At 46.1% G+C, this 26,926-nt stretch carries 16 protein-coding genes; 1 reads left to right on the forward strand and 15 read right to left on the reverse strand.

Annotation, left to right across the window (positions count from 1 at the left end; translation table 11 throughout):
• The 6 genes from EJQ19_RS08420 to EJQ19_RS08445 form a co-directional block, all read right to left on the reverse strand.
• Entirely contained in the window at window positions 1-1,815 is a 1,815-nt protein-coding gene (locus tag EJQ19_RS08420) for a sensor histidine kinase (protein WP_126140762.1), read from the reverse strand.
• Between the two features lie 27 nt (window positions 1,816-1,842).
• Entirely contained in the window at window positions 1,843-3,363 is a 1,521-nt protein-coding gene (locus tag EJQ19_RS08425; RefSeq protein ID WP_126140763.1) for a response regulator transcription factor, read from the reverse strand.
• 117 nt (window positions 3,364-3,480) lie between these two features.
• Window positions 3,481-4,392, reverse strand: a complete 912-nt coding sequence (locus EJQ19_RS08430; protein ID WP_126140764.1) for a carbohydrate ABC transporter permease — start codon at window positions 4,390-4,392, stop codon at window positions 3,481-3,483.
• 13 nt (window positions 4,393-4,405) lie between these two features.
• Complete coding sequence (locus EJQ19_RS08435) at window positions 4,406-5,380, reverse strand: ABC transporter permease (protein WP_126140765.1); 975 nt, start codon at window positions 5,378-5,380, stop codon at window positions 4,406-4,408.
• A gap of 71 nt (window positions 5,381-5,451) precedes the next feature.
• On the reverse strand, window positions 5,452-7,128 hold the full coding sequence (locus tag EJQ19_RS08440; protein WP_126140879.1) for a type 2 periplasmic-binding domain-containing protein: 1,677 nt from the start codon (window positions 7,126-7,128) through the stop codon (window positions 5,452-5,454).
• A gap of 175 nt (window positions 7,129-7,303) precedes the next feature.
• The gene (locus EJQ19_RS08445) at window positions 7,304-12,964 is read right to left on the reverse strand and encodes an S-layer homology domain-containing protein (RefSeq protein WP_126140766.1); all 5,661 of its coding nucleotides are present in this window, start codon (window positions 12,962-12,964) and stop codon (window positions 7,304-7,306) included.
• A 294-nt stretch (window positions 12,965-13,258) separates the two neighbouring features.
• On the opposite strand from EJQ19_RS08445, the gene EJQ19_RS08450 reads away from it, so the two are divergent.
• Complete coding sequence (locus EJQ19_RS08450) at window positions 13,259-14,494, forward strand: molybdopterin-dependent oxidoreductase (RefSeq protein WP_126140880.1); 1,236 nt, start codon at window positions 13,259-13,261, stop codon at window positions 14,492-14,494.
• A 92-nt stretch (window positions 14,495-14,586) separates the two neighbouring features.
• Here EJQ19_RS08450 and EJQ19_RS08455 read toward each other — a convergent pair whose 3' ends face one another.
• From EJQ19_RS08455 to EJQ19_RS08495, 9 genes are all read right to left on the reverse strand, one after another.
• Window positions 14,587-16,203: a response regulator transcription factor gene (locus EJQ19_RS08455; protein WP_126140767.1), complete on the reverse strand. Its 1,617-nt coding sequence runs from the start codon at window positions 16,201-16,203 to the stop codon at window positions 14,587-14,589.
• Between the two features lie 24 nt (window positions 16,204-16,227).
• On the reverse strand, window positions 16,228-17,979 hold the full coding sequence (locus EJQ19_RS08460; RefSeq protein WP_126140768.1) for a sensor histidine kinase: 1,752 nt from the start codon (window positions 17,977-17,979) through the stop codon (window positions 16,228-16,230).
• An 89-nt stretch (window positions 17,980-18,068) separates the two neighbouring features.
• On the reverse strand, window positions 18,069-18,917 hold the full coding sequence (locus EJQ19_RS08465; protein WP_126140769.1) for a carbohydrate ABC transporter permease: 849 nt from the start codon (window positions 18,915-18,917) through the stop codon (window positions 18,069-18,071).
• Window positions 18,914-19,873 (reverse strand): carbohydrate ABC transporter permease, encoded by a 960-nt coding sequence (locus EJQ19_RS08470; protein WP_126140770.1) that lies wholly within the window; start codon window positions 19,871-19,873, stop codon window positions 18,914-18,916. The genes EJQ19_RS08465 and EJQ19_RS08470 overlap by 4 nt, the downstream gene beginning before the upstream one ends.
• 172 nt (window positions 19,874-20,045) lie before the next feature.
• The gene (locus EJQ19_RS08475) at window positions 20,046-22,112 is read right to left on the reverse strand and encodes an alpha-glucuronidase family glycosyl hydrolase (RefSeq protein WP_126140771.1); all 2,067 of its coding nucleotides are present in this window, start codon (window positions 22,110-22,112) and stop codon (window positions 20,046-20,048) included.
• A 92-nt stretch (window positions 22,113-22,204) separates the two neighbouring features.
• Window positions 22,205-23,527, reverse strand: coding sequence for an ABC transporter substrate-binding protein (locus EJQ19_RS08480; protein ID WP_126140772.1), 1,323 nt, complete (start codon window positions 23,525-23,527; stop codon window positions 22,205-22,207).
• Between the two features lie 299 nt (window positions 23,528-23,826).
• A complete protein-coding gene (locus EJQ19_RS08485; RefSeq protein ID WP_126140773.1) occupies window positions 23,827-25,353 on the reverse strand; it encodes a tripartite tricarboxylate transporter permease in 1,527 nt (508 codons plus the stop codon).
• A 1-nt stretch (window position 25,354) separates the two neighbouring features.
• Complete coding sequence (locus EJQ19_RS08490; protein ID WP_126140774.1) at window positions 25,355-25,816, reverse strand: tripartite tricarboxylate transporter TctB family protein; 462 nt, start codon at window positions 25,814-25,816, stop codon at window positions 25,355-25,357.
• Window positions 25,817-25,879: 63 nt separating this feature from the next.
• A complete protein-coding gene (locus EJQ19_RS08495) occupies window positions 25,880-26,881 on the reverse strand; it encodes a Bug family tripartite tricarboxylate transporter substrate binding protein (RefSeq protein ID WP_420901667.1) in 1,002 nt (333 codons plus the stop codon).
• Window positions 26,882-26,926 lie beyond the last annotated feature (45 nt).

Raw genomic sequence — 26,926 nt, forward strand, 5'->3', positions numbered from 1 at the left:
TCAACTCGTTTCCTCCTGCTTCCTGATTAGATTCAAGGGAATTTGTATGGTAACGCTAGTTTTTTCAAAGGGGATACTTTCAATATGGAACAAAGAGCGCTCTGCATAAAACAGATTCAAACGGCGATATACATTTCGAAGTCCAATATTTTTGCCATTATCTTCTCCCGTGTACAGGCTCTTGACAATTGCATTCAATTTCACGCTGTCCATACCGATTCCGTTGTCTTCTACCCGAATGAGCATGTTCCCGCCTGTTCGCTCGACAGATATTCGGATTTTGCGATTTCCTTTCACCGATTGAAGCCCATGTTTACAAGAATTCTCCACGAGCGATTGAATGCTCATCTTCGGAATCCGATAGGGTAGAAGGGATGGGTCAATCGACAATTCATAATGAAACCTATCCTGAAATCGAAACTTCTCGATCTGGAGATACATCTCCGTGAAACTTGCTTCTTCTTCTACCGAAACTAAATCCTCTTTCCAGCTTAAAAGTCTTCTCAAAATCTGGGATAAATTCTGAATAATTTCAGTTACATGCTCATAACGGTATTTCTTGCATACCACAAAAATCGCATTTAACGTATTAAACAGGAAGTGAGGATCTACTTGACTTTGTAAGTAATTCAGCTCCGCTTGCACGCGTTCCAACTCCAAATCCTTCTTCTGCAATTCGAGCTTGTAGACGTCGTTAATTAAGTTGCGAATTTTCTCTGTCATCAAGTTAAAGCTGCGAAGCAGATGACCGATCTCATCTTTGCCTTCATACATTGTAATGGGTTCGAACCTCTCGTTCTTCACCAACTGCATATGTTTAGAGAGCTTTCTGACTCGGAAATTGAAAGAATGCATTATAATGTAAATCAACATCGTCGGAATGATCGTGCTAATCAGTGTCAGCCAGGTAAAAAAACGGATAATCCCTTTCCTCTCCTCCGCAATTCTGCTTCCCTCCGGAATCCCTACGAGCCGCCAGTTACGAACATAACTAGCGTTGCTGAGTGGACTGACAAAACTCTTTGCAGGTAGGCTCATTAGCTGAGAATCCTTAGAAACAGGCAGGGTCGGCAGCAAAGCCTCCTTCCCCTTAAATGCACCTGCTGATTCCAGGACAAGCCGATTGTCCTCATCCACGAGCTTAATCAGCAAGTAATTACGCTCTTTATCAAACAGTTCCAGCAGCTTATCCATCCGAATATCGACACGCAAATATTTGGAGTATTGCATGAGGTCAGGAAACGTATCCATTTTCCGAATGATGCTGACATACACCATTTTCTCCTCCGGATTCATGGGGTTCACATCCAAATAAGAGGTTACAGTCACCTTGTCTTTCTTATCGCTCATCTTTTGATACCATTCGCTCTTCAGATCTTCAGGCTTCAGCATAAAATAGCTTCCACCATTCGAAAGCGTAGGGTTCGAGGTGTAGACGCCAATCCAAGAAATGTAGGGATAAATATTGGGATACTGCCCCAATTTATCGCGCAGGTAGCTGTCATATTCTTCGTAATAGGCAACATTGTCCGTGTACTTATATTCCAGCATTTCATTAAAGACGCGGTCCGCAGATAACGCGTTGCCGATCACCACGCCTTCATTCACCATTTGCATCATCGCATTTCCGACCCTATCCAGAGAAATCCGTAAGTTGTCCATTTCTCTCCGCTCTGTGTTTTTGCTATCCTGCATGTAGAATAAGCTGTTTATACACAAAATCGGGAGCAACACACACATCAGGTAGATGATTAAAAACTTGAATTTTAACGGAATATCATTGACGAACTGCAGCATTTTCCATCCCCGGCTCATAGATGCCCTCCTCTTGTCAGTCCATGGTTAACCCTTTTTGAAGGCAGAGGGTAACAGACCGGTAAGTGCCTTGAACTTCGTCACGAATTGTTCCGAATCCGAGTAGCCGACACGAGCGGCGACATCGGCTATTTTCAATTCTTCCCGGCGAAGTAATTTCTTGGCCTCGTCGATTCGTACAATATGTAAATATTCATTAAAGGTAAGGCCAAATTGCTTCTTGAACCGCTGACCGAGGTAGGCCGGATTCAGCTGAAAATGCTCTGCAACAACTTGCAGCTGCAGCTTTTCCCGGTAGTGCGCTTTGACGTAGTCTCCCGCTGCCGACACGACTGTATCTTGCCCGGCGTAATTCTTCTGATGAATTGATTCTGCAGCTTGCAGAAATTCTTGTGTTACTTTCCGTTCCAAGAGGCCGATATCCAATGGAACCGTATTGGAAGAACAGCAGTTCGAAGCCCGCAAAGGCTCGCCGCCGAACTGTGCAATCATTTTAAGAATTTCAAGCCTGATGCTGCTTATATAAGCATTCACCCAAGATTCGGCAACAGCTTGCCTCGAAAGAACGATAAATAAAAGATGTACCTGGGTTTGCACCGTTTCTGTACACCCACGCCGCACGCCATCTAAGATAGCTTCCGTTACTTCAACAATTGCAGGAAGTGTCTCCGCTGACCACTCTCCCTGATAGAGATAAATCCCTTCCGTTCCAGAAGGGAACTTGCACATTTCGGCCACGACGCCCTCATGAAATGCTTCCTGCAACGCATGCGGTCCCCTGTGTTCGCCGCTGACCGAAAAGGAGAGCGTCTTTCCGAAGTGAACTCGGCTGCTTGCAATGATCTCCGTCATCGAGGCAGCAGATAGATCATCTCCTTCGTCTCCCGAGACCAACAAGAATCCATGTCGTTCTGTTCCTACCCCAAATGCATACAGCATCCATTCCGTAGGCTTAATCCTCTCTGCAAGCATCTGTACCAAGTCCGACTGGACTGAGGGCTGAATGTCAGGTTCAAGCAGCACACAGCGAAACTTGGAATGTTCTTGTAGATGTAACAAGGTGTTCGCGCGTTCAATCCATTTCTGCCTGTTATCCCCTTGCAATAATCGTGAAATCGTTTCCAATCGTAAGCGATCCAAAGCTGCACTTTCGAACTGGTTATGTGCGTTACGCCCCCGAATCGTCATTGCAATCTCTTCCACTGCCGCTATAAGCTCATCTTCAATTAAAGGTTTCATCAAATAATTGACCACACCATACCGCATTGCTCGTTGGGCATATTCGAAATCCGCATAGCCGCTCAAAATCAAATATTTCACATCGGGATATAAGCTGGAGGCTTGATCTATCAATTGCAATCCATCTATAACGGGCATTCGAATATCGGTCAACACCAAGTGAGGCAAGATCACCGCCATCAGGGCTAATGCATCCTCTCCATCCGACGCCTCTCCGCACACTTCAAACCCCAATTCATGCCAGTTTACCATTGTTCGCAGTCCCTCTAGCATGTAAGGCTCGTCATCGACAAACATGACCCTTAACATGGGCACACCTCACTTCAGATCGGAGATCTTCCTATTATAAAGGATAAAAGGAGTTTGAATAAAGCAAAAACCGTCCCAGCACCGAGCTGAAACGGGAATGAGACGGACAGCTTCCCCTTACTCTTTAACACTTCCAAGATTCAAACCGACAACAAAATACCTCTGCAAAAATGGATAAACGAACAGAATCGGAACTGCAGCCACAATCGTGATTGCCGCACGGATCGAAGCAGGCGTAACCATGGCCTTCGTTTGATTCGTGTTGGCCCCAGCCAGCAGCCCAGGGTCACTATTGCTGTTCATGGTCGAGCCAAGCAGTTTCATCATTTCGTATTGAAGAGTGCTCAGCTTTACATCAGACGATGCGTACAGGAACGTATCGAACCAGGAATTCCAAGAGCCGACGGCAATAAACAAGGCAATGGTCGCAAGTGCAGGCGTGCACAGAGGGAGAATAATTCGAATAAAAATTGTGAAATCCCCTGCGCCATCCATCTTTGCAGACTCCACCAAGCCCGATGGGAGCGTCCGCATGTATGTCCGAATGACGATAAGATTAAACGCACTTACCAACCCTGGAAGGATATAAACCCAGAAGTTGTTCAACAGTCCCAAGCTTTTAATTAAAAAGTAATTAGGAATAAGTCCCGCATTAAAATACATGGTTAACACAAAAATTAAGCCTATTATTTTACGAAAAATGTACTGAGGCTGTGCGAGGGTATAGGCCAGCATGGAGGTGAGAAACACACCTAGAACCGTTATGACCATTGTACGGGCCACGGAAATCCAAGCTGCATGATAGATCGTTCCGGAAATGAAAATCGCCTTGTAATTTTGCAATGACCACGAACGCGGCCATAAATAAATGCCCCCACGAAGCGAATCATTACCTTCATTCAAAGAAATTGTTAAGGTATGTAGAAAAGGATATAGCGTGACTATAGCAAGAACGAGCATGAAGATGCCGTTAATCGTATGGAACAGAACCGGCTCAATCCGAATTCTGCGAACAGTCGTTGTCCCCATCATCATCTCTCCTTTATATCAACCGCTCTTCGCCAAGCCGCTTGGCGGTAGAATTTGCAATCAGAACAAGGACTATGCTTACAACCGTTTTGAAAATGCCTGCTGCGGTTGCCAGCGAATAATTGCCTAGCGAAATACCGTACTTTAGAACAAAGATATCAATTGTTTGCGACCAATCGACAATCAGCCCGTTACCGAGTAGGTATTGGATCTCGAAGCCTGCATCTAAGATATGTCCAACGTTCATGATTAATAAAATAATAAAAGTGGACTTAATTCCGGGTAATGTAACATGCAATATTTTCTGGTAACGGTTAGCTCCATCGATGCCAGCAGACTCATATAACGATGGATCAATCGAGGTAATGGCCGCAAGGTAGATGATCGTATTCCATCCCACCTCTTTCCACACATTAGACAAGCCCACAATCCCCCAAAAATACTTTCCTTCACTGAGCCACATCACAGGTTCCTTGATAAGGTGCAGCTTCATCAGCAATTGATTGACGATGCCATCCTCAATCGATAGGGAAGTCGCAACGATACCCGCAGCAATAATCCACGACAGAAAGTGAGGCAGATACGAAATCGTTTGAATAGAGCGCTTCCAAAACCGAACTTTGATCTCATTCAGCAATAGAGCTAATAGAATGGCTGTTGCAAAACCTAATACCAAATTGATAATACTCATCGCAAGCGTGTTGCGAAGCACCGTCAGGAATGTATCATCTTGAAACAAAAATTTAAATTGCTGCAGACCCACCCACTGCTGTTTGGAAAACTTTAAAGCGGGACGATAATTCTGAAAAGCCATCAGCCAGCCCCAAATCGGCACATAATTGAAGATGAGAATATAGATCACGATGGGAAATGACATCAAAATCAGCTGCTTCTGATTTTTGATGGTTTTCCAATTTAAACCGACACCTATTTCCGGATCAATTTTTTGCTTTTTCTTTCCACTCTTCGTTAGTACGGTCTCGGCCATCGACATCTCCTCCTAGGAAGTAAAGCGGAGAAGACTTGCGTCTCCCCCACTTATTTCATGTTCTCTCCCTTTTATTTACTGCTCCAGTTCTGAATACGCCAATTGATTTGATCATTGATACGATCTTCGTAAGCTTTGAAGTTGCTTTTGGAAATCTGATCCACGTATTCTTTCCATACACCTTCAAAGTCTTCCGGTTTGGCCAAAATTGCTTTTGGTAAATATTTGACAGCAAGGTCGGTCATCTTCGTATTCGCCACTTTTGCCGGCGAACCATCAATCAGATCAATGCTCCATGCGGGGTAATATACAGGATTCTCTGCTGGTGTTTTGAAAAACTCCGCCCATGTCTTATGGTTATACGCTTTCATTACTTCCTGGTCCAGCGGCTTCAAGCTGTCGTAGAATTCTTGCGGCTGCGTTGCTGGATCCGTGGCATTTCCGTCACTATAGGTTCCTTGCATTTTAGGCGAATTCTGAAAGAACGCTTCCGCTTTATTGGCAAGCTTCCATGTATTGTCGTCCGCTTTCGCGCGTTGTTCAGGAGTACGATAGAATTTACCATCCTTCACCATATAATCCTCGCCTTGAATCCCCCATTGGAGTATCTTCTGCCAATCTTCGGTCATGAGGGAATCCAAAAACTTAATGATTTGAACAGGATCCTTGGCTTTCGTCGAAATCCCGTATCCGCGATTAATATTCAATACAGGACGGTCACGGTAGTACTCTTTGGCGCCCGGATATAAGAGCGGGAACCCCACATAGGTGCTTCCTATTTTATTTTGTGAAATTAGCGAACGTTCGCCATCACCGAAATTCCAGTGCTGATCAAACATCCCGATAACACGACCGCTCGCAATTTTCGCCAAATACTGGTCGTAGTTCTGTACAAGAGCCTCCTTATCCATCAAGCCTTGAGCATTGATCTCATTCAGCTTCTTGTAGTAGGTCTTAGCGATGTCCTTGTCTGCAAATATTTGCGCTTTCCCATTCTCGACGATGACCCCGCCGTCATTCGGGTGACCGGCTAAATGCTCTGGCGGATTCAGCAGCGGAAAGTTTCGCCAGTCGAAGTTCAATGTCTCGAAGCCGATCATATCCGGATGTTTGGCTTTATATTTCGCAATGATATCGAAATACTCATCCAATGTTTTTGGCGATGGAAAGCCCATTTCCTTCAATACATCTTTTTGTAGGAAAAAGCCTGGACCTTCATAGGCCGTTTCGTTAAATTGACCGCTGAACACGTTGAAATTTGGAAGCACATATAAGTGACCGCTCGCCGGATCCTTCATCTGATTCCACACGCTTGCGTAGTGTTTTTTCAAATTCGGTCCGTACTTGTCAATTAAATCCTCGAGAGGTATAAAAGCTCCTGCCGCAATCAGCTTGTCGTTCCCCGTCATAATATCCGCATAATCGCCGCCGGCAATCATAACACCAAGCTTTTGCTGCAAATCGCCGACCAGAAACTCCATTTTCAGGCTTACACCCAGCTTATCTTTCATCATCTTATAAATCTTATTATCGGGAGTCGGCTGTTGATACGGGCTGTCAATAAACAACGAAAAGGTAACAGGTTTAATTTCACTGCTCTGTGTGGCACCAGGCGTTGCCTGATTTCCACTAGCCGAAGAAGTGCTGGTTGCCGCATCCTTCGAGTCACTGCAGCCTGCGAGCGTTAATCCAAGAGCCAAGACGGGTATCATTGCTGCTAAAGCTGGCCGTTTTATTTTCTTAACCATGGTTAAATCCTCCCTTAATGTCTCTTTAAAGACTCCATTTCCAAGCAAGTCAACCTTTGCTGTCTTTAGTATAATAGTACACTCTCCAAGAATGCGCTTACAATTCACAAAATAAAGTTCTTACCCCTATAAATTAATAAAGAAGAGAGCCTAAGTGGCTCTCTTCTCTTAAGATCTATTTCTTGTAAATTCTAAAGATAACAACGGCTGCCTGTGCTCGCGTGGTCGTAGCGGTTGGATGAATGGATGTACCATCACCTTCGATTATGCCTTCTTTCACGAGCGCAGCTACGCTCTCTTTCGCATAGGATGCTACACTTGAAGCATCTTTGAAAGCTTGCAGAGCGTTGTTATCGTTCGATGCCGTTAACTTATTCACGGCCTGCAAGGCTCGAGCAATAATAACCATCATATCTTGTCTTGAAATTTCACTTGTCGGATTAAAGTTGCCGTCCTCAACACCAGTAATAATGCCAAGTTTTTTGGCGATGCCAAGTGCATTAAAGTAGTATGCGTCTTGGCTAACATCCGCAAAGTTCGCTGTTACATCAGCCTTTAAGCCCAGTGCTCTTACCAGCAGCACAACAAAGTCGGCTCTTGTAATATTGCTATCAGGACTGAAGGACGTATCGGAAGTTCCGTTGATAATACCTTTATCATGCAAAACCTCAATAGCTTCAGTTGCCCATGGATACTTGCTTCCTACATCCGCAAAGCTGCTCGTGACAGGCGGTGTAGTTGTTCCGCCGTTGTTACCGCTGTTGCCGCTGTTGCCAGTGTTGCCGCTGTTGCCAGTGTTGTCGGTGTTGCCAGTGTTGCCGGTGTTGCCGGTGTTGCCGGTGTCGCCGCCATTGCCGGTGTCGCCGCCATTGCCGGTGTCGCCGCCATTGCCGGTGTCGCCGCCATTGCCATTACCACTGTCATGGCTTAACGTGCTGACCGTGACAGTCGGACCATTCGTACTCTTATTGTTCGCCGCATCAACGGCTTGAACTGAGAACGAGTAAGCTGTGCCCGCAGTCAAATTGGTTACCGCATAACTGGTTGCCGTTCCATCCAAACTAGCAATCTCATCCGTTCCCTTGTAGACTTTGTAGCCTGTTACGCCCGTGTCATCAGATGCGCCTGACCAGGTTAACGTTAAAGACGTTTCTGTCACAGCTGAGGTCGTTAAGGCACTGCCTTGCGCCCAAGTAGGGGCTGCTGTGTCCGGTGGCGTTAATGTTGTAAAGGATTTCGAAGGACCGCCGGTACTATAGTTGCCAGCCTGATCTCCCGCTTCGACTCTGAATGTATAGGCCGTATTAGGCGTTAACCCAGTGAACGTGTAACTGTGTTCTGTTCCACTTAGGGTAATCGGCGCAAGATCACCACCATAGTAAATCCGGTAGTTCGTTACTCCCACAGCATCTTGAGCTGCAGGCCAAGTTAACGTAACGCCCGTGGTTGACTCATTCGTTAACTGAAGCGAACTGCCTTGCGGCCACACCGGTGCCGTCGTATCTACACCCGTCCAACCATTAATTGTAATCGAATTGTACGTTAACGTTGAGGCACCTTTCGTAATGGTGAGTACAAATTGGCCATCATTAGAAATTGTGCTGTTGACGCCGAGTGCAAGTAACGATGCATTATGATTGAGATCATCTGTTGCTTTCGCACTTAGAGCCGTTGGATCGTTGCTGCTGCTGGTTACAGTAACGTTGTTGCCAATGAGAGCTGCAGCTTGCTCAACAGCTAATTGATCTGCATCCGCATCACCAGGTTCTGCCAGTGATTTGGATAGCGTTACATTCGAGAAGGTTACGCTCAGATCAGTCGCACCGCTGAAGTTTGTGCCGTACAGATTGATTTTGGCATTATCAAAGAAATCCGGTGTAAACGTCGATGCATTCCCCAGCGCAGCGTAGGTAACACCATTATCCAAAGAGTAATAGCCTGTAACCGAATTCCCGGTTTTCACTATTCTTAAATAGTAGTTTGTACCCGTTAAGCTGGTTTGATTCGTCGTGTTCGAATGTGGAACGCCGCCCGTTACATCTGAATTATTGATCTTAATACTGGTACTCACTTTTCTGGCATTGATTCTGAAATACTCGCCTGTCGATACCCGGCTAACACCAAGTCCAACTTGTGTCAACTCTGTCAACGTGGCGTCACTCAGAGCCTTATCAACTGTAATTTTAGAAGTTAAGGTCCAGTTTCCGTTGGCGGCGCCAGGGAACTGTAGCACATTATGGCTGTTCGGATAATCAACATCCGGTTTGTAAGTAGCAATCGTTACACTAGATGCACCATAAGTAATTGCGCTTACTGAAGGATTGGCCACTTGCCAGCCGGCTGGAAGCTGATTGCCAAAGCTCATGATTTCCGTTGAGTTGAACGCTACTTTATACGTTTTTACAACGGACCCGCCTTTAATAAATCGGACGACTGCTGTACCTTGTGTGCTATCCGCTTGCGAAACACTTACTTTTACTTCTTTGTCATTCGAGGATCCCGTTACTTGTGGTACCGTATTCCCCTGCACCGTGTACGCATAATCTGTCGTATTAGCGTCGTAATTGGCAGGCAATGCCCCATCGATAAAGATGCTGTATGTCGGCATAAAATCAGGCGTCAATGACAGTTGATCCGCGTACATGATATTGGCATCTTTCGCATATACCGCAAGAACGACTTGCGCCGTACCGTTCGGTTCTGCGTACGTAAATGGTTGATTCGGCGTTTCATGCCAATCCGCGATCTTCACACTTACAGGCTGGAAGGAGGTTAAACCAACCGGTCCGCCCGCCAGAATACGTCCAACAAGTTGACCGCTTGCGTTCCAATAAGCTGGATCTCCTGCTTCACGTGCCGCGTAAGGTTCGGGCATATCGCGATGATTGATCGGCGTCATCCCCAGCTGATTTCCATTGCTGTCGTAATACACTAAGGCAGCTTCAACGTCACCAGGGTTTTCGGCAGCGATATCATAGCTTTGAGGGCGACTTTGCATGGAAAGGAAGTATCCCTTAAAGTTATACTTATCGCCTACTTTCAGCTTGCCTGTCACATCCTGCCACATGCCGTCATACTGACCTTGGGCATTGGTCCGGCTAGCAATTTTGCCTGAACCTGCAACTTTGGAGGTACTACTGTTCTTCAAATACCTGGAAAGGCCTGAATAGCTTTGAATATTATCGGCCGTGAGGACAGGGCCCGTGACCGTTTTTTCAAAGGCTCCGTTATTCATTCGGCCTGTCGACCAATTTGTTGTATTTGACGCTGTGGTTGTGTCAAAGTCCCCGTTCAGGATCAGATTGCCCGGAATGGATACAGTCGAGTTGTTAGCCGCTGTACTCCAATCGGAATCGTTCGCTCCGAATAAGAATCGGTCAACAACGATCGAACCGCTTGCCACGTTCGGTGTTGCAACAATGTAGAAGTCCTTGTGGCCATAAGCGCTAAGGTCGCCCGTTTCCACCATGTCCTGATATTTGCCGTACTGCGCATTCGCCGGCACCTGAACTTCCGCAACCTGAGTTCCATTGGTTACAATATCCGAAGTGCTGTTCACCGTTGTCCCTACTGGCAGCACATAGGCTGTCAATTTGCCGCCTTTGGCAGATTTCGCTTGGGCCGTGAGATATAACAAGTGTCTGCGAACCACGCCACCGTTAGCTGAACCATCCGCAAAGTTCACATTTTTGTAAGCCAGATATTTTTCATTGCCAAGGGTGACCGCTTCATTCGCACGGCCGGCGTTGCCAGCAGTATCGCCGAGCACGTTATTATCATTACCTTCAGCCTCAAGACTTGAGAAAATGTCGCGCTCTCCGCCGTCCGAACCATCAAGGCCATTGTACGTCGCGTAAGTTCCTTGAGACGGCACGATCGTCACAATACTGGCCGATGGAATATTGATTGTAAATTTGCCGTTCGTTACCGGAATGGAAGCCAGCTTCTTCTGGTTCTCACTGCCTGATGTACGGAATACAGTGACGCTTGTCGTTCCTGCCGGGAAGTTCTTCAACGTAAATTCCAGAGGCTGAACACTGTCATCATTCTTCGCATTGGAAACCGTCATAGCAAAATCATTAGTGGCAGGGTTCTTAAAGCCTACGATATTAATGTCTTGCACCGGTGCACGGGTAACATCAAATCGCACATCGCCGGGTTTCATAAACCGGGAGAAGTGACCATAGCCGTAGAAACGCTTGAACAAACGATATTCTCCTGTCAACGTGCTGGTGCGTCCAGCATTTTGCTGAGAGTTGGTGTGTACAAATCGAATGAGGTCAGAACCGTCAGCCCCGTTGGTGTCCCACATACTCCACCAAACATATCCGGTAAAGCCCGGATTACTGGTAAACATGTTCGTCATCAGATTGGAATACCGCACAGCATCATTAATGTTCTGATTGCCATACCGCTGCGTATAGGCGCCTGCTGAACCATCGCCCGTATCCTGATTCATGAACTCCGCCTGCCAGAGTTTATAGTTCGTTAAATACTCCGGATATTTCGATCCAGCTGTTGTGTAATCCAGAGGCGCTTGAGAAAAGTCACCTGTGTGATACAGCTTCGTTTCATCCGTACCGATGCCAACCGTACCATATAGGTGCGTCGTAAAGACATCCAGATACTTATTCTTATTCGAGACATTATCGGGGTCCGTTTCGGCAAATACAGTGCCGCCTCTGCTGATGGAAGCTGCAAGATTGGTGCCGTCCACCGCAGCCAATTGAGGTGTAAAGTCAATTGTTTTTCCTTCAGGACTCTTAATGTCATAGAGTGCGCCGCCAGGCTCCACAGACTTTTTCAAAGTTGGACCGATGTAATTGTCAATCAGTTCCTGCACATAGGCAGGCGTGCCGCCCGCCAGATCAACTTCATTGAAAGGGTTAATGTGCGTAATCGGAATCCCCCATTGCTCCCACATGCCTCTAATGTAATTGACCAAATAGTCGGCGTAAGCTTGGTAGTAAATTTTCACCGTTTTACCATCGATGACCGCCGTATCCCCGCGAACAATCTTGTTGGGAACATTAGAGGAGTTACTGCTGTTGCTCATCCAGTAAGGAAGTGTCCACACACAGGCATAAAATTGTTTCACACCATACTGCATAGCCTGCCGCATTGTCCACACTTGATCAACGTCGAACAGTTCTTTTCGGGTACGCGCACTGTTCTTAATGACCACCGGATCACTGCCCGGTGCACTAAGGAGATTGGTAGGACCTCCCGTATCATTGGCGATCGGCTGATTCCAGGAAGGATAATCCCAGACGAAGTTCTCAGCCGGGATTAATTGATTGGCATCATGTGCCGGCTCGTTCGGCCAGATACTATCCGTATTCCCGTCATAGTAGCGGTTGTAACTTTCAATTTTATACCCATATTGGCCGGATGTACCTCGCATCGGGATGGCATTTCCTTCAATGTCAAATCCGGGTCTGGTTACGTCGGCTAACAGTCCGGTAACCGGGTTGAGACCCGGACTTGTCGCTGAGGTATTCGAAGTCGTCAGTCCGCCGTTATCACCGACAATGACGCGCACGATATCGTGTCCTGTGCCATTCTTTTCGCTAAATGTCAGATCCAGCAATCGGCGTACAGTGTCCTGATTGCCAGCAGTTGCAAGCTGCAGCATACCAATGGAATCCGTAAAGGCATAAGCGGCACCAACGCCATCCATGGTTTGATAGGTCGTATTCCAAGTAGCTGTTACGGGAGCCGCTGTTGCTTCGGCAGCTTGTACGGCTGTGGGAAATAGAGCCGGGTGCAAGATGGAAAAGGTTAATGCGCTTGCCATCGTGACGGCTAGTATTCTTCGCCTAGCGTGTTTACTCATTTTACTTGTACCTCCTTGAATGTCAATTGTGAGTCTTTCTGCTACCCTCCTGAGTCCTTGATATCCCTCTCTGAAGTTATTCTAACATCGTCAAAAAAAAAGAATAGAATAGCAATCCACGATTTATTTTAAAATATCCCGAAGATTGAAAGCGCACTCAATTCTTTCGTAATATCGTCATTCACTATTGCACGAATGTGTTTTTCTACATTGAAATGAATTGAACTACACGCCTAAAACGTATATTGTGAATACTATAGCGTACCTAAACGAGGAGGCATCTTTGTGAAAAAAATGGCATTTCGCGTGAGGCTGCGAAAGCTGCATGCAATCAACGCCTGGATCATGTTACTTCTGGCAGTGAGCGGCGCCATGCTTTATTTTCCTCCCTTGCGTGCGCTGCTGGGTGAAGGCAGGGTTTGGCTGAAACAACTGCACATCGCGCTTGGGCTAGCTTCATTGGCCGTGGTTGCGCTTTACTTGCCATCGATCGGCAGACATCTCGCTCAGCTCTCTAAACGAAGAGCTCAACAAACCAATCTTCTGTTCGTCCTTGTACTGCTGGCCGGATGGATTGGATCAGGTGTTGTTTTATGGAAGGTTCGCTCGTTCCCCCCCGCATGGAGCAACGCCGCCTTGTTCATGCATGATTGTCTAACCTGGATTGGAATCCCCTACATGGTCTACCATATAGCCACGAGGACCCGTTGGTTGAGCACATCTCGTCATCACGCCCCCCCTCTAGTCAAGCTGCCAGAAATCAGGGAGCTTGGCACTTACGAACCGGCAACAGGCACAACCTCGCTTGTTATTTCTCGCCGCTATTTCCTTAAAGCCGTTGTGGGAACCACAGTTGCTGCGATATCGCTGCCTCCTTTCCTGCACTGGCTTACGTCCTCTCTGCGTGACACGAACCTGAACGCGCTGCCTGATGCAGCAGCAACACTCCCAGATTTTCCGCAACCTCCGCCGCTGCCGGATTCACTGCCTCCCAAAGGAGGCGGGGCTGCGGGAAGCTTCCGCATTTATACCGTGATTGACATGCCTAAGGTCGAGAAGGAAACATGGTCTTTGACGGTTGACGGTTTAGTGGAGCGCCCGTTTCAATGGAACTGGGATACATTCTTGGCATTTCCCCGAGAAGTCCAGGTGAGCAATTTTCACTGCGTAACTGGTTGGTCTGTCTACAACTGCACATGGGAAGGTATTCCCTTGAATCGGCTGCTGGAACTAGCAGGGGTGAAGGATGGCGTAAAAATGGTGAAGTTCTATTCATCGGACGGCGTGTACACGGATGCCATTACAATTGAACAAACCTGGATGGAAGATGTCATGGTCGCTCTCATGCTGGACGGCAAGCTAATTCCTCATGATCTGGGTGGGCCCGTTCGACTGGTTGTCCCGCAAATGTACGGCTACAAGTCCGTTAAATGGCTGAATCGAATTGAAGTCATTGGCGAGGAGCATACCGGATATTGGGAGCAACGCGGGTATGCCAAGGACGCCTGGATATGGGTCCCGCCTTCATAAGCAAGGGGAACCGACAAAAGCCGCTTCCAGAAATGGATGCGGCTTTTGTCTCCGATAATCGAAGGTTACTGCAGCCTCATGAGGCTGCGTCATTATTTAATTAGGTCCGTAGGGTTCATACCCGTAAGCTTCTTGAACAACGTGCTAAAATACGGTACATTTCGATAGCCAACATGCTCAGCAACTTCATAAACCAGCATATTTCGTTCCCGAAGTAATTCCCTGGCTTTTTCAATTCTGACACGTGTCAAATAATTATTAAATGTTTCGCCAGTTATGTTTTTGAAAATGATCGAAAGATGGTTGCGCGAAATGTATACTTTCTCCGACAACTCGGCAAGTGTTACATCTTCGGCATAATGATCGTGAATGTATTGAGTCATAAAATCAACAACCTGGCGATGCTTGGAACTGCCCTTCCAATGCTTGCTGCCACAGATAATCGTTATCTTCTCGGTTAACCATCGCTGCAGCTCCACTGTCTCTGTCAGTCCAATGATTTCTTCTGCAATCTGCTCCTGAGTAAAGAGGGTATCTAATACTTGCCCGGATTCATAAAGGCAATATGAAATAACCCCCCAGAGCTCACTGGCTAACATCTGAACAAAGTCAGACGTTATTCCTCTCCCATTTACCAAGTTCCCCATGTACGCATCAACCAATTGGATCGCTTCCATCTCCTGAGCAGCTTTGATTGCAGTGGCTAACTCATAGGAAAACTTGACTTGAAATACAGCACTCTGCTGTTGCTCCTGCATGAAATCACTTTGGAACGCATATACCTCGTTCCCACCTGCTACACGTGAATGCCTCAAATCGATGGCACGAAAGGCCTCTTCCGTAGATTCTGGAATCTGCGTCCAGGACTTCTTTCTTCCACCGATGCCGACTCGACATGACATTTTCAAATAACTCTTGATATTTTCCATAACCCGAAGTCCAAGTTCTTCCATGACGTTCTGAATACTCTCTTTGGAATCCACTTCGGGATGAATCATCAGCACCGATCTCGTATTGTGCAATTCGGTGTACTCGACAAAAGGAAAAACTTTTCGGGAGAGCTCGCCCACAATATTACTTACAGCAAAGCGCAGCAAATTCCAGTCCGAAACCGAATACTTTCTCGTCCTTTCATCACGAATGAGCTCTATGCCAATGACGGCATGATCCGTATCCGCCCAATACCTATAAGGTCGAGGCAAATTCTCTCTATCTTGGTATGCGGATTCCAGTGTACCCACAGCTGCGGAACGCACCCACTCCTTCTCGATAAACGGTTCGTACATCATGATCATGTGTTTAAGCTCGCCTTGCTCTCTCAACTTCTCTTCTTCGTCGATGAGTTCTTGAATGACCTTGTTAAGAATCGTTTTTAGCGTTGGTACACTAATTGGCTTGGACACATAATCGCTCACATTATGTCTGAGCGCTTGACGCGCATGCTCAAAATCCGAATACCCGCTCAGAATGATAATTTTTCCTTGAAAGCCTTCTCTGCGCAATTGTTCAATCATATCCAAGCCATTTAATAGCGGCATATAAATATCTGTTATCACAATATCCGGCTGCGTCGCCCGAATGACATTCAACCCATCCGCGCCATTCAAAGCTTCTCCTACCCATTCCGCACCCAATTCTTGCCAGGGAATCGCACGCTTCATTCCTTGAAGAACCTGGCGTTCATCGTCAATGATGGCAATTTTCCACACGCTTTACCCCTCCTCCAGGCTGATTCATTCAGGATCATGTATTGGTTCATTAGCCGGGGGATGGATTAATACAGGCAAAGTTATCTCGACCTGCGTTCCCCCTTCTACGCGATTGACAAGCTTAACACCATAATGTTTGCCGAAATATCCTGCTATTCGTTCCCTCACATTTCGAACGCCATACCCACCCGTATGACGTTTCTTCTTATTCTCTACGACTTGCTGAAGTCCAATGCCATCGTCCGTTACTGTAATGTGAAGGGAATTCTCATAGCGGGCTATTCGAATATTGGAATTTCCTGTAAGTTTCGAATTGAAACCATGTATGATAGAATTTTCGAGGAAGGGCTGTAACGTCAGCTTAGGAATATACAAATGCAAAAGATCATCAGGGACGTCCACACTGTAATGTAAACCTTCCCCCCAGCGAAGCTGCTGAATCTCCATATAACAATGAATTTGCTCCAACTCCTTCTCAATGGTGATAAAGCTGTCGCCATTGGAGAGGCCGATCCGGAACATTCGTCCCATCAACTCTAATATACGACTCAGTTCATCTTGCCCCGCTTCAATGGCCATCCAGTTCAGCTGATCCAGCATGTTATAGAGAAAGTGGGGGTTAATATTCGCCTGAAGCGCTTCAATTTCCGCTTTACGCTGCTGCTCATATCTTTTTTTAAGGGACATATACAGCTTTTCAATGCGCTCGTTCTGTTTACGATAACCGGCGAACAAGTAGCCGAATTCATTATGGTAGTCAAGCGGCAGCACCACATTTTTCCCGCCAATGGTATACGTACTCATGGCAGCAACTAATTTCTTGATCGGTTTAATAAACTGCCGGCTAAGATAATGCGTAAGCAATAAAAATAGGAGAATTGCCGCGACACCAATGATCGTAATCACTTCCGCTAATCGAACACTGCTGGCGGTAATCTGACTCCATGGCGTCATTTCTATTAAGGTCCAATTCGAGTCCGCCATCTTGGAATAGACCAGAAGCGAGTCTTCCATCCCTGAGTTCCCTGGGATATGAACAAATCCAGACTGCTGCGTTTTCATATTAATCCAATTGTTGAGTTCCAGCTGTTCAAACTTTTCGCCGACTCTTACAAATTCCTGCCCGCTGCTATCGACCATGATTCGGTTAATGCCGATTGAATTCCCTGATAACAACGTTCGAATTTCCTTGGATTTCACATGAATAACGACGACGCCCATAAATGTGTCATTGACTAAAATTTTACGTCCGAAACTTAGAACGGGAACATCCCCTGTAAAACTAGGGACATTATGTTCGGTCGCCCAGGCAAAATCATTCTTTTCTAAATACTGGTCCCACCCCTGCTGGTTCAATTCTTTGATATCTCTGAATTGAATATAGCTTTTTTCCTCCCTCAGAAAAGGCCGATCCATATAGAGATCAATCCCTTGAATAATTGGGATGGAGTAGGTCAAGTTGGCTAACGTGTTCGTGACGGCATCCACTCTTTTATGTCGATCAAATTCATCTTGGTTGTCCCACAGCAACCGATTCAAATCATTATCTCTAGTAATCGATAAAGAGATCTGCTCAATCATGACGAGCTTTGCCGATATTTCATTATTCAGCTCATCCAAGAGCCTTTGTTGATAATGAGAAGTGGTTTTTACCATTGCTTTCGAAGAAATACTATAGCTTGCCCATACGATACAAGCGAGGACCACGATAATGAGAACAGAGAAGCTGCGAAAGAATAAACTTTCAATCCGGAATTTTTTAAAAGGATTCGTCAAGGTAGGCGGCCCCTTAAATGTCAGTTATCGTGAAAGAAACGGTAAAGTTTATGGCTTTACCGTTTAGAAGATGTGTATTTACGCTTATCTTACCCCTTGATGCCTGTCGTTGCAATGCCCTCAACAAAATATCTTTGCAGAAACATAAATACGAGTGTTGCAGGGAGAATTGACACCAACGCCATCGCTAATAGCTGCCCCCATTGTTGGGCGGACTGTGCATCGTTGATCATTCGAAGCGCCAACCCAACCGTATACTTATCTACGGAGTTTAAGTACAACAAGTGGCCCAGGAAATCGTCCCAATTCCATAGAAAACAAAATATCATAATCGTGATAATTGCCGGCTTCGTAAGCGGTAACACGACCCACCAAAAAATGCCGAACCATGAGCAGCCATCCATTTTAGCAGACTCGTCTAGATCACTGGGGATCCCCCGGATAAATTGAATCAGCAAGAATACAAAGAACGGTCCGCCGGCACCGCTCGCTACCAGGTGAGGAATAACGAACGGCAGATACGTATTGACCCAACCTAGTTGATGGAACAATGCATACTGGGGAATAATCAGCACTTGACCAGGCATCATCAAGGTCAGCATGAGGATCGAGAACCAGAAATTCTTCAGCGGAAAATCCAGCCTTGCAAATCCAAATGCAACCAGCGTACTCGAAATCAGCGTTGCAATCAACACCATCGCTTCAAGGCTGAACGTGTTGACATAAAAATCCGTAAACGTATGTCCCGGAACGGATTGCCAGCCATTTGTGAAGTTGCTCCATTTGGGGACGGATGGAAAAAGTCCCGGCGACGCCAGCTCTTCATTCGATTTAAGTGAAGCGCCAACCCACCAAATTAAAGGATATAACATCAGCAGGCTGAACAGAATCATAAGGGTGTGCCGCAAGGCAGAACTCCATTTTAAACGCATCGTCATTTGCTTTTCCTGCCTCCTTTATCCGTTTCGTAGAAGACCCAATATTTCGATGTACCCGCAATAACAGCAGCTACGATGACAATCATAACCAGCATGATCCAAGCCAATGCAGAGGCATAACCCAATTGATACCGGCTGAAGGCCCTTTCATATAGATATAAGGCGTACACATAAGTGGAATTCATCGGTCCACCATTTGTAATAACGAATGCCGAGGTAAACATTTGAAAAGAGTTGATAACGCCCATAATCAGGTTAAAATAAATAATTGGCGAAAGCATGGGAAGGGTAATTTTAAAAAACTGAACAATTTTGCTTGCGCCATCTACCGAAGATGCCTCATACAGATCGTTGGGAATCTGCTTTAACCCGGCGAGAAAAATGACCATGGCCGACCCGAACTGCCAAACTGTCAACAAAATCAAGGTACCTAACGCTGTATCCGGATTTGTAATCCACCCTGTTCCGGGTATGCCGAAGGTGGCAAGTATTTTATTGAAAATTCCGTCTACGCCAAAAATATTGCGCCATAAAATGGATACGGCAATACTCCCGCCAATTAACGATGGAAAATAAATAGCGGTGCGATAAAACGAAATCCCTTTGATCGCTTTATTTAAAACAACAGCCACGAGTAAAGCGGCAGCCAGCTTTAAGGGGACGGAAGCTATAACATACTCGAATGTTACTTTTACAGAAGTAACGAATCTCGGATCGTCGGAGAAAATTCGGGCATAATTTCGAAACCCCACCCCTTGAATCGGTTCGAGAAGCGTATAATTGGTAAATGAATAATACAAGGACAATAGCATGGGATACGCCGTCAGGCCTATGAACCCGATTAACCATGGACCAATGAACAAATAGCCCGCAATAGGAGCGTCCCAACGATTGAGAAATCTACGTTTTTTCTTTTCTTTCGTGAGGTTTGCGGCTGTGGCAGTAGAACTTTTCAACTATGATCACCTCTTCACTTTCCTCTAGCTCTAAACGATATAGCCTAATTATATAAGTCCTTTCACAGTGACTAAAGTAGGCAAATGATCGAATTATTTCAATATTTAACGAAATAAGGGGAAGCGGCATCGTAGCCGCTCCCCCTTATCTGACGATAATCAGCTTCCAGTTTTATAAATGGATGAATCTGTGAAGGCCGTCCGCAATCCCGCTTTTTCGATAAAAGTACGTATTGATGCGGTCACGCCATTCCTTGGCATGCTCCGCCTGCTCCATGAGACGCTCCGTAACCTGCTTATGCAGACCTGCCTCCATGGTGCCGCTTAAATCTGCCCATAGGTCGACCAGAGCTGCTGCTTGCTCAGCCCCTTCGAAATGAGCGTCATAGATATGCTGGATAACGGTTTTACCTGAATGCAGGATATGCGTATAAGGCACATGATGAAAGAAAAGCAATAGATCATCGGGGCACGTGACAAGCGATTCATATCGCTCACAATTAGGGCCGAGGTACTGAGACGTATAACCTGTCCCTGTCGCTTGCGTCCGGTCTACGCCAATCCCTTGCCAATCCGCATAGTGATAGGTCCCCCACATGGCATACTCATAGCCATCTACGTCAGGGCCGTAATGCGTATGAGGCGTTACCATGAAACCAACGCCAAGCGGTGCTGTGTAGGATTCATAGATGGTGGAAGAACTTAGTAGAATTTGTTTGATTGTTGCCATCAACTTCTCATGATGACCGAAGGTTAGCACAATCCACTCTTCCGTAATCTCATCTACCGTCAATTCCGGATTCCAGATTAACCGGCCATAACCGTATAAATTAGCTTGTGCCAGCAAATGCCCCGTCCAGTTGAGATCATCACCTATGTTAGAGACAGCAGCGATCCCAGCTAACGGATTACCGTGGAGTGCTCCGCTCGCTGCAAGCTTTATTGTCGAACCTTCGCCTTTGGCATACGTGTCAAACTCCAAAATTTCTTTCCATTGGGGAATTAAATAGAACACATGGCGTTGTTGCCCTGTGTACTCCTGCGTAATCTGCAGCTCGAGCACCTGATTCGTTGAAGGCATAGCTCCAAGCAAGGGAGAGACAGGTTCCCGTACTTGAAAATCAATAGGCCCATTCTTAATCTGCAGGATGACATTATCCATAAATTTGCCATCCAACGGCTTGAAATGATCATAGGCCGCACGCGCGCGATCTGTCTTGCGATCACGCCAGTCTTGTTTGCAGTTGTAGACAAAACATCGCCAAATGACGATACCTCCGAAGGGTTTCAAAGCTTCAGCCAGCATATTCGAACCATCGGCATGATCACGATTGTAGGTGAACGGCCCCGGCCGATGCTCGGAATCGGCTTTCACCAGAAATCCTCCAAAATCCGGTATTTGTTGATAAATACCTGCTGTTGCATCCTTCCACCATTGTCTAACGGCAGGATCAAGCGGATCTGCTGTAGATAGCCCCCCAATCTCAATCGGGCTGGCGAAATTGACGCTGACGAACAGCTTAATGGCGTACGCGCGGAAAATAGCGGCCAATCTTGCCACTTGGGGCAAAAATTCCGTAATCAATTTACTTTCAACTTTATGTACATTCACGTTGTTAATGACAATGGCATTGACGCTCACGGAAGCAAGCAGCCGTGCATAGTCCCGCACGCGGCCCAAGTCTTCGCTAAACCGGCTATCCTTGTAGAAGATAGAGGTTCCAGCATATCCCCGCTCCACGCTGCCATCCATATTATCCCATTGATTGATCATCCGCAGCTTATTCGCCGGCCTTTCGACCAGTGTCAGATTTTCAAGGGATGCCCCCATCCTTAACACGCGCAAAAGGTGAAATGTACCGTACAATACCCCGCTCGGTGTTGCAGCGCCAACGACAATACTTTGATTTTCGTTATCATGCCAGATGAAGTAACCTTCTGGTCCAATATCTTCAAATTGATGTTCAACAAAAACAAGGCCCACATGCGGGTGGCCTCCAATTGTCCCTAAGACAATGGCATTTTCCACTTGCACAGCTTGAGTAGGCGGAACCCCCAGCATCCCTTCCAGCCCTCGAGACAATTCGGATACAGCTGTTTGGATCACCTCATCATCTTCCGTCACATGCAAACGGTTATAGGCCATGTACTCGTTAATGCTTTTATCCGAAGCAATAGACGGATAGCCTAGCCAGGCCTGGTAACCAGTGCCTGGCTCAAGGTTTTTTAATAATTCCATGCCTTCCTTACCTCCCTAGTCCAGCGAATCCGTGAAAGAAGAAGCCCTAGAGCACAATATGTCGCTCCAGGGCATCTTACTGAGGAAACTACTTATTTCTCGTAGGATTTCGCAGCAGATTTTAATTGATCGAAAGCTTGTTCAGGTGTCACTTTTCCAAAGGAGATTTGGTCACCAACCAAAGCCCAATCTTTATCAATGAAGTTTGTCCAGCCTCCTGGACCGGCTGTCCACGTTTGGCCGTCTTTTTCTACAGCACGAAGCAGCTCTAAACTCACTTTGTCTACATCGGAGAGGTTCGCTTGCAGCAGCGTTGCTACATCTTTATTCGCTGGCAATCCACGAACCGTTGTGAGAATTTTTGCCGCTTCCTGATCATTAACAAACCAGTCAACGAACTTCTTGGCTTCTTCCTGTTTTTTGGAATTCGCAGACACCGCCAAGTACATGGATGGTTTCAACCAACCTCCCGCTTCGTTTGCACGAGGCATTGTTACCAGGGCATATGCGCCTTTCTTCAAACTATCATAAGTGCCGTAACCGCTGGAGAAGCAATAGCGCATTAGAATTTTGCCAGCGACCATCAGATCCAGTTTAGGATCATTCTCCTTATCAGAAGCATTCACATCCGCTGGCGGAATTATGCCATCCTTGCGCAGTTCCTCAAACTTCTTCGTCCACTCAAGGAAAGTCGCCTGGTCAACATGGAACTTGCCATCATCGGAAATAACCGTACCCTTGCCTTTGGCGTATTGATATGCGGAGTATACAAAGTAATTGCCGGAGTAGTCTTTCGTAAAGTAAGTACCTGCTGGCAATTTCGATTTGGATTCCTTGGCTAGCGCAAAGAATTCATCCCAATTCCAACCATTCGCTGGATTCTTAATCCCCAATTTATCCATCGCAGATTTATCATAGATCATACCGAAGCCTACAGAGCCTAACGGTATGCCGTATTGCTTGCCGCCTGATTTGCCTCCGGCCAGCAATTTCGGATCGAATTTGCTGACATTGACAGAACTCAGGTCTGCCAATTGCTTGCGGGCTGCCCAGTCAGGCGTCCAACCTGGATCGAGCTGCACAATATCCGGTGCGTTGTTGGCCGCAGCTTGCGTGGACAATTTATCCAAATAACCATCCATCCCTGAATACTCGGGCTCAAAGGTTACGTTGGGGTTGTTTTTCGTATACAACTCTAACGCTTTTAACGTTGCATCATGTCGATTCTGAGCTCCCCACCACATAATTCTCAGCTTAACTGGCTCACTGGATGCAGCAGTCGTTGGCGCTGCGGATGCTGAGGCCGGATTGCTCGTTGAAGCTGTTTTTTCGCTTGAACTGCCGCATGCAGCTAACGATCCTGCAATTACCGTCGTTGCGGCCATAACGGTCAGAGAACGCTTCCATTTAAACATTGTTACCCCTCCTGATTTATGTGCTTATTGTCTTACTTGTTATTATAGTACCAACAGACAGGTGGGATTTATATAAGACTGATGCACGATTTACTTCAAAATTACTCGAAAAATCAGAGAACAACTTAAACAACTTCAGCTCGTCCACCAACATCTACATCGCACAGAATGCTAAAAAGACCGCCAACCAACCGATTATACAATCGGGAGTGGGCGATCTTTTGATTAAACCTCTTGCTGACAAGCCAATGAAATCGTAAGTTTATAGGCGTTACCCTCATGTTCCATTTCCGTATGGATTACCCTTCCTCATTTATCAGTACATTCTTTCCTCTAAGCTTCAATATCAACGGAATTGTAACCCAAATTAGACCGATGATTAGAAATACGAGCGAAACCGGTTTTTGTAAAAAGATCATGAAATCTCCGTTTGAAATGGTCAGTGCTCTGCGCATATTGTTTTCCATCATAGGTCCTAGAATTAGGCCAAGCACTAGGGGGGCAAGAGGGTAATCATTCTTCGACAAGAAGTAACCCGCAAGACCACAGCCCATAATGAGCAAGAGATCAAACGTCGAATATTGAACGGCATACACCCCAAATACAGAAAAGACGATGATTAAAGGAATTAAATATTTCGAAGGTGTTTCAATGACTTTGGCAAAAACTTTAACCAACGGCATATTGAGAATCAGCAGCATAAGGTTGCCGACGAACATGCTTGCAATGACACCCCATGCTAACTGCGGGTGATCTTGGAATAATAAAGGGCCTGGTTGGACGTTATACATGATGAATGCCCCCATCAAAATGGCGGTCGTCCCAGAAGACGGAATCCCTAGGGTTAAGAGTGGAATCATCGCTCCTCCCGATGCGGCATTATTCGCAGATTCCGGGGAGGCTACGCCTTCAATGGCTCCCTTGCCGAATTTCTCTGGATGTTTACTAATCTTTTTTTCCACAATGTAAGCAAAGAATGAAGCAAGGATCGCGCCCGCGCCAGGGAGTAACCCGATGAAAAAGCCAAGCACAGAACCGCGTGCAATGGGTGCCGCGCTGTCTTTCATATCTTGTTTCGTTGGCAGGATACGATTGATTTTGGCAATCTCTCCATCATTTCCTTCGCGCCCAAGAATGGTTTTGAACACTTCTCCAACAGCAAATGTACCTACTGCCACGGTCAGGAACTCAAGTCCTTGATACAACTCAGGAATGCCAAACGTAAATCGTTCTACGCCCGAAACGTTATCAATACCAATCGTCGCTAACAATAAACCGAACGCCGTCATGATTAGTGCTTTGACCATCGATTTGCCTGCAAGCCCACTAATTGCGAGTAAGCCAAGGACCATAAGCGAGAAATATTCAGCAGGTCCGAACTTAATCGCAACAGCAGATAGAGGACGAGCCAAGAAGATAAGACCAATCAGTGATATGATTCCCGCTACAAAAGAACCGATTGCTGATATTGCCAGTGCAGCACCCGCTCTACCCTGTTTGGCCATTTGATAGCCATCCAAGGTTGTGACGACGGAAGAGGATTCGCCTGGCGTGTTTAACAGAATCGACGTTGTCGAACCCCCATACATCGCCCCGTAATACACCCCTGCTAGCAAAATGATCGAGCTTGTGGCTGCTTCTTCAGGACCTAAACCTGCAGTCATCGTTGCCGTGATCGGAATGAGAAGCGCCACACCGCTCATTGGACCGATTCCAGGAAGCACGCCTACAACCGTACCAATCAAGACACCAAGAAAAACAAAAATAACATTGTGCCACTGCATAGCCGTGCCTAATCCGTGAACCACATAATCCAAAGTGCTCATCTCATGCCCCCCCTAACCAAGATGGAAATCCGGGAAGCGAACCATCCAGTAGATGTACATATAAGTAATAAACGCCATATGAGAAACAAGCTGCTATAAGTAAGGAAACCCATACTTTTCCCTTTTGCATCGTTTGGAAGCCAATCATAAGAAAAAGGAACGTAGAAATGACGAATCCGATATCTTCAAGGAAATAGGCATATAAAACTGCTGCTATGAAAATAATGACAAATCGTTTGTAGTCTAAATCTTCTTTCTGCTTCTCTGCGCGCGGCTTCCTGAATGTCTCATAAATAAGACGAATACTCATCAAAGACAAGAATGCTCCCAAAATCATCGGAAAGATATTGGCGCCCACATTGCTTCCGTAAGCACTTGTGGAAATACTTAAAGAGCCAACCAAAAATGCAAGGCCAATGGCGAAAAAAGCAATGCCTGCATAGCGGTCAAAAGTCGAATTCATTTCTTAGCCTCCTACCCAAGGTCAAGAGAGAAGAGATGATCTTCTCTCTTGATGCTTTAGGTTTTATTTCTGCATGCCCAACGCTGTCAGCATATCTTTTAGTTGTGTATCTTGTTGGCCTAAGAAAGCTTTGAAGTCGTCCGCTTTTTTATAATCCGTTTGCCAGCTGTTAGCTTGCATTTCTTTTTTCCATGCATCAGACTCTACCATTTGTTTAATGGTATCTTCCCAGTATTTCTTGGCGTCAGCTGACATATCTTTCGGTCCGAAAATACCGCGCCAAATCAAAAACTCTGCATCAACACCCTGCTCCTTCATGGTTGGAACATCTTTCAAGCTTCCGCCAAGTCGCGCTGGAGCTGCAACAGCAAGTATTCGGATTTTCCCTGCTTTCACATATTGATCTAAGGAAGAAGCATCCGTTCCTAAGACATCCGCATTTCCACCTAGCAATGCAGTTACGGCTTCGCCGCCACCATCATAGGAAACATATTTCACTTTTTTGGGGTCAATCCCATATTTGAATGCGGGTAAAATCGAAACCAAGTGATCCATCGAGCCTGGTGCCGACCCACCAGCAACGGTAAGCTTTGTAGGATCTGCCTTCATATCATCAAGCAAAGCTTTGAGATCCTTATATTTCGAATTAGCTGCTACAGCCACAGCACCGTAATCTTTCGTCAACTGGGCTAGCGGCGTCGTGTCCTGATAACCGTAAGGCGTGTTTCCTTCTTTTTTCAGATGATTAATGAGGATTGGAGGCGAACTGACGAACAACTTATAGTTATCTTTGATATCTTTCGTTGCGTATTCCGCCATAAATACGGTACCGCCACCACCTGGCTTATTTTCAACGGAAATGGGTTTATCAACAGCTTTCGTTTCGGTCAACACTTTAGCGATCGTGCGTGCAGTCATGTCCCAACCGCCACCTGCACCTGATGGAGCAATAATACTTAGTGCTTTTTCTGGATAATTAGATTTCGAAGCTGGTTTCGCGGTGTTATTACCACAAGCAGCCAAGCTTACTGCAAGAACGCTAACAGCTGTTACTTTCCAAGACATTGAGATAAGTTGGTTTATCAAATGAAACCCCTCCATGTTTGATAA

The organism is Paenibacillus whitsoniae (assembly GCF_003955665.1).
Classification (GTDB): Bacteria; Bacillota; Bacilli; order Paenibacillales; family NBRC-103111; genus Paenibacillus_E; species Paenibacillus_E whitsoniae.

Excerpts from the sequence above, each read along its gene's own strand:
- EJQ19_RS08420 (WP_126140762.1), bottom strand. The coding sequence starts at position 1,815 with ATGAGCCGGGGATGGAAAATGCTGCAGTTCGTCAATGATATTCCGTTA.
- EJQ19_RS08425 (WP_126140763.1), bottom strand. The coding sequence starts at position 3,363 with ATGTTAAGGGTCATGTTTGTCGATGACGAGCCTTACATGCTAGAGGGA.
- EJQ19_RS08430 (WP_126140764.1), bottom strand. The coding sequence starts at position 4,392 with ATGGGGACAACGACTGTTCGCAGAATTCGGATTGAGCCGGTTCTGTTC.
- EJQ19_RS08435 (WP_126140765.1), bottom strand. The coding sequence starts at position 5,380 with ATGGCCGAGACCGTACTAACGAAGAGTGGAAAGAAAAAGCAAAAAATT.
- EJQ19_RS08440 (WP_126140879.1), bottom strand. The coding sequence starts at position 7,128 with ATGGTTAAGAAAATAAAACGGCCAGCTTTAGCAGCAATGATACCCGTC.
- EJQ19_RS08445 (WP_126140766.1), bottom strand. The coding sequence starts at position 12,964 with ATGAGTAAACACGCTAGGCGAAGAATACTAGCCGTCACGATGGCAAGC.
- EJQ19_RS08450 (WP_126140880.1), top strand. The coding sequence starts at position 13,259 with ATGGCATTTCGCGTGAGGCTGCGAAAGCTGCATGCAATCAACGCCTGG.
- EJQ19_RS08465 (WP_126140769.1), bottom strand. The coding sequence starts at position 18,917 with ATGACGATGCGTTTAAAATGGAGTTCTGCCTTGCGGCACACCCTTATG.
- EJQ19_RS08475 (WP_126140771.1), bottom strand. The coding sequence starts at position 22,112 with ATGGAATTATTAAAAAACCTTGAGCCAGGCACTGGTTACCAGGCCTGG.
- EJQ19_RS08480 (WP_126140772.1), bottom strand. The coding sequence starts at position 23,527 with ATGTTTAAATGGAAGCGTTCTCTGACCGTTATGGCCGCAACGACGGTA.
- EJQ19_RS08485 (WP_126140773.1), bottom strand. The coding sequence starts at position 25,353 with ATGAGCACTTTGGATTATGTGGTTCACGGATTAGGCACGGCTATGCAG.
- EJQ19_RS08490 (WP_126140774.1), bottom strand. The coding sequence starts at position 25,816 with ATGAATTCGACTTTTGACCGCTATGCAGGCATTGCTTTTTTCGCCATT.
- EJQ19_RS08495 (WP_420901667.1), bottom strand. The coding sequence starts at position 26,881 with ATGTCTTGGAAAGTAACAGCTGTTAGCGTTCTTGCAGTAAGCTTGGCT.